Here is a 4,208-nt window from a genome sequence, read left to right as displayed (position 1 = left end):
GCCAAGCCGCTGATGGCTGCAATCGCAGCCTGAGACTGAACCGATCCTGGCCTCTCATCGACTTCCCTAGGAAGGACGTTTTTACACAACCAAGACCCAATTCGGACATTCAGGTCTGGCGCTGCCTTCCCTTATGAAGGCGCTTTCGCTGGCACTCTAAAGCATAATGCGAGCAGCCCCGCCACAGCATCGACACTTCATACCGACCCCGGGGCTGGTCGACCAGTTCTTCAATGACTCAATTGGCACTCACGTTGAGAACGGTCAGATGCGCTGCCTAGCGTTATAGGCCACCTCGCACCTCCCAGTACGTAGGCGTTCCGTAGTATCGGTGGGTGCGTGATGATCGGCCTCGGTTTTGAGGACGGAATCGGCATCGGTGCCGAGTTATTTTCCGTTTGGAATGTCGGCCATGACCCGTCCAGCACATCGTATTCGAATGCAACGCCCTCTAGATCATTCTCGGCGAGCTACGCATCGGCAGCGTCGTGATCTGCAAACAACTTCTCGACCGGGCTGCCGCGGATCCCATGACCAACCTGGTCAAGGCACCACCGCCTGCTGGTGCGTTACGCGCGCTCACAAATCCTGCTCAGCGCGCAACTCGGCGCCAAGCAGGCTGTTGCCCAATAGGTACAGTGACAAACGATCCTCGTAGAACCGGCGTGAAATGTCGATCTCAGATTGTATCGCTCCGGAAATCCTGCTGAATATGCGCCGGCCTGGAGGTGATGTCTCCCCGGCGCCAGTTGCGCGGGGTGTGACGTTGAAAAGGTCCAGGGCACGTGGATTTCCGATAAAGCTGCGTGTGCTTTGCGGCGCCGATCGGAGTGGTGCCCTTGTCGCCGCCGCGCAATCAGTGGCCGCGGCTTTCGCGATCGTGCTGCTGGCTGGCCAGGCCGCACGGGCCGCCTGCACGCCCGCATCGCCGGTCAACAGCGCCACCGTGACCTGTACCGGCGCGACGGTAGATCAGAATGCACTTGCCGGATACGGCACCGCGACCGACACGAGCAACACCATCACCGTCGAGGCAGGAGCATCGGTGACGGGCACCAACGGTTCTGGCTTGCTCCTCGCGACGGGAACCGTCGTCAATCACGGGTCGATCACCGCCGCGGGCCGGGCAGGTGTAGAAGCGACTACTGGCCCCCTGACCTTGACAAATTACGGTTCGATCAATTCGGCGGGTGACGGCGCTATCCTTGCGTATACTAACAACTCGCACACGATCACAAACTTCGGGTCCATTGTATCTTCGGGCATCTGGAGCATCCGGACAATCGGCGCGCAGACGCTCGTCACCAACCATGGCTCTATTACGCACTCCGGCAACTTCACATCGGTTTCGGCCGGGGGAACTTTTATCAATTACGGCTCGATCGATAGCCAATCCGGCGGAGCATTTGCCTTTGGCAGCATCACGAATTATGGCGTTATTACCGCCCGGACATTCCACGGAACACAATCCACGGGAGGCCTGACAACAAATTTCGGTACTATTGTCGCGACAGGCGGAGGCACGGCCGGAATGTTCAGCGCGGGTAATGTGCTGAACATCGGCACTGTCAGCGGCGGTGTCGCGGGCCTTCACGTCGATGGCTTTAGCGCACCGATGCAAGGGCAGTCCGTCAATTCGGGCGTGCTAACAGGCGGACTGTACGGTATCCAGGCCGTCAGCGGTTCCGGACTTGCCGTCGATCTCGCGGTGACCAACTCCGGCACCATCAGCGGCGGCAACGCCGGCATTCAGATGCGGGGTAATCTCACCGCGACCAACAGCGGCAGCATCGCCGGCGGGAGCTACGGCATTCGCCACGTTGCGGGCGGCGCCTTCGTCAATCCGCATCTCGACATCACCAACGCCGGGACGATCTCGGGCAGCGTCGCCGCCATCCAGTTTCTGGGCGGCGGCAACACGCTGACGCTGGCGCCGGGCTCGGTCATAAACGGCTTGGTGCAGTCCACTGCCGGCGGCAACATCTTCCAGCTCGGCGGCAATGGAGCCGACACGTTTGACGTCTCCGCGCTCGGCGACACGGCGCAGTACCGCAATTTTGGGATCTTCAACAAGATCGACAGCTCGGTGTGGACGCTGACCGGCACCAGCGCTTTCGCAGGCGATGTCAACGTCAACGCCGGCACGCTGCTCGTCAACGGCTCAGTCGCCGGGGCGAGCGTCGTGTTCGTCAATCCTGGCGCAACACTGGGGGGCACCGGCACCGTCGCGGCGACATTTCTCGACAACGGCGCGACCTTGGCACCGGGAACGCCGACCAGCATCGGTACCTTGACGGTCAACGATGCACTGCTGTTCTGCGCTTGCAGCCTTTACTCGGTCAAGGTGTTCGGCCTGAGCGCCGACAAGACGCAGGTGAACGGCGGTGCGTTCCTCAGTGACGCGCATGTAGTCGCAACCTTTACGGGGTCGTCGATCGCGAACCGCTACACCATCCTGACCGTGACTGGTGGCCTCACCGATACGTTCGCACGCTGACGGGTGCCCCGGCTGGCTTCACGTCCCATCTTAGTTACGATGCTAACAACGTCTATTTGAACTATCAGTTCGCCCCGGTTCTACCCGCCGGCCTCAGCCTCAACGAGCAGAGCGTCGCAGGCGCCTTCAAGATCGGTGTTGGCAATGTCTTCAATGCCGGAGGTGCCATTCCCGTGGCGTTCGGCACGCTGGCACCGGCGATGTTGACCCAGATGTTAGGCGAGGGCGCGACCGGATCGCAGCAATCGACGTTCCAGGCCATGACGCAGTTCATGGGCGTGATGACCGATCCGTTCACGGCAGATCGCGGCGTTGATGCGCCCGGCGCGACGGGGTTTACCGAGGGTGACGATGCATTCAACGCCTATGCCGCCAGCGGCCGCAAGCGCGCGGGCGCTGAGCGTGATGCCTATGGCATGATCACGAAAGCGGTACCGCGCGCGCCGACGTTCGTGTCGCGCTGGAACGTGTGGGCCGCGGGTTTTGGAGGATCGCAGTCTACCGACGGCAATGCCGTTGTCGGGTCGAACATGGCCACCAGCCGCATCGGCGGTGCCGCCGTCGGCGCGGATTACTGGCTCTCGCCGCAGACCATCGCCGGGTTTGCGCTCGCCGGCGGCGGCACCAGCTTCAGCACCGCCAATGGATTGGGAAGCGGGCGATCCGACCTGTTCCAGGCCGGCGCTTTCATCAAGCATAAGGTCGGCGCAGCCTATGTCACCGGCGCGCTGGCCTATGGCTGGCAGGACGTGACCACCGATCGCACCGTCAGGGTCGCCGGCATCGACCGCTTGCGCGCGCAGTTCAACGCCAACGCCTTCTCCGGCCGCGTCGAAGGCGGCTACCGCTTCGTCACGCCGTGGACGGGGATCACGCCTTACGCCGCCGGACAGTTCACCACCTTCGATCTGCCCGCCTATGGCGAACAGGCGCTGTCCGGCACCAACACTTTCGCATTGGGCTACGGCGCGAAGAGCGTCACTGCATCGCGCAGCGAGTTGGGTGTTCGCACCGATAAATCCTGGGCAATGACGGATGCGATCTTCACCTTGCGCGGCCGCTTTGCCTGGGCGCATGACTTCAACACCGACCGCAATATCGCCGCGACGTTCCAGACGCTGCCGGGCGCATCGTTTGTCGTCAACGGCGCGGCGCAGGCGCATGATACGGCGCTCACTACTGCCTCCGCCGAGATAAAATTCATCAGCGGCCTCTCGCTCGCCGCCACCTTCGAGGGCGAATTCTCCGACGTGACGCGCAGTTACGCCGGGAAGGGCGTCGTGCGCTACGCCTGGTGACTTCCGATGTTGGCACGTCTGAGACATGCCGCCGGACCCGAAGAATGTCTGCTTATCGGGAAGGACCGGAATGATCTGCCAACGGCCAGAATGCCGCAATTGACCCGGAACGGACATCGAAAGTGGTCGGGAGCCGCCAAAGAGTTTGAAATTTGGACGGCTGGCGGTCCTAGAACGACGCCGAGACCGTCAGATCCGATGTTCCTAATCGGGTATTAGATCAGTTTCTGCCAACGAAAGCTCATACAGATAGAACGCCTCTACCCAAATTGAGCGCTTTGCAATCTGCTTCGAGCTAAGGCCGGCTGAACGGGTCAGGCGATCCATCAAAGCGAGGTTGCTGTCTGATGAAAGTAGGAGATACATTCTTCCGTTCGGGTGCAACCTCTGAGCGGACTGCTTGAACAGAGGCA

At 61.4% G+C, this 4,208-nt stretch carries 2 protein-coding genes and 1 pseudogene; 2 read left to right on the top strand and 1 reads right to left on the bottom strand.

What is annotated here, in order from left to right:
• The first annotated feature begins 670 nt into the window (after positions 1-670).
• Both IVA95_RS09705 and IVA95_RS09700 read left to right on the top strand, forming a co-directional pair.
• Positions 671-2,497: a hypothetical protein gene (locus tag IVA95_RS09705; protein ID WP_247510282.1), complete on the top strand. Its 1,827-nt coding sequence runs from the start codon at positions 671-673 to the stop codon at positions 2,495-2,497.
• A 56-nt stretch (positions 2,498-2,553) separates the two neighbouring features.
• Positions 2,554-3,795: an autotransporter outer membrane beta-barrel domain-containing protein gene (locus tag IVA95_RS09700; RefSeq protein WP_247510281.1), complete on the top strand. Its 1,242-nt coding sequence runs from the start codon at positions 2,554-2,556 to the stop codon at positions 3,793-3,795.
• Between the two features lie 204 nt (positions 3,796-3,999).
• Here the strand turns inward: IVA95_RS09700 and IVA95_RS09695 are convergent.
• Positions 4,000-4,208: pseudogene (locus tag IVA95_RS09695) on the bottom strand (hypothetical protein); the annotation flags it as partial.

Source organism: Bradyrhizobium sp. 157 (assembly GCF_023073815.1).
In the GTDB taxonomy this organism is placed as follows: Bacteria; Pseudomonadota; Alphaproteobacteria; order Rhizobiales; family Xanthobacteraceae; genus Bradyrhizobium.
The sequence above is the reverse complement of the archived record's forward strand: the minus strand, read 5'-3'. Positions and strand labels throughout refer to the sequence as shown.

Coding starts and splice junctions, on each gene's coding strand:
- IVA95_RS09705 (WP_247510282.1), top strand. CDS start 671: ATGTCGATCTCAGATTGTATCGCTCCGGAAATCCTGCTGAATATGCGC.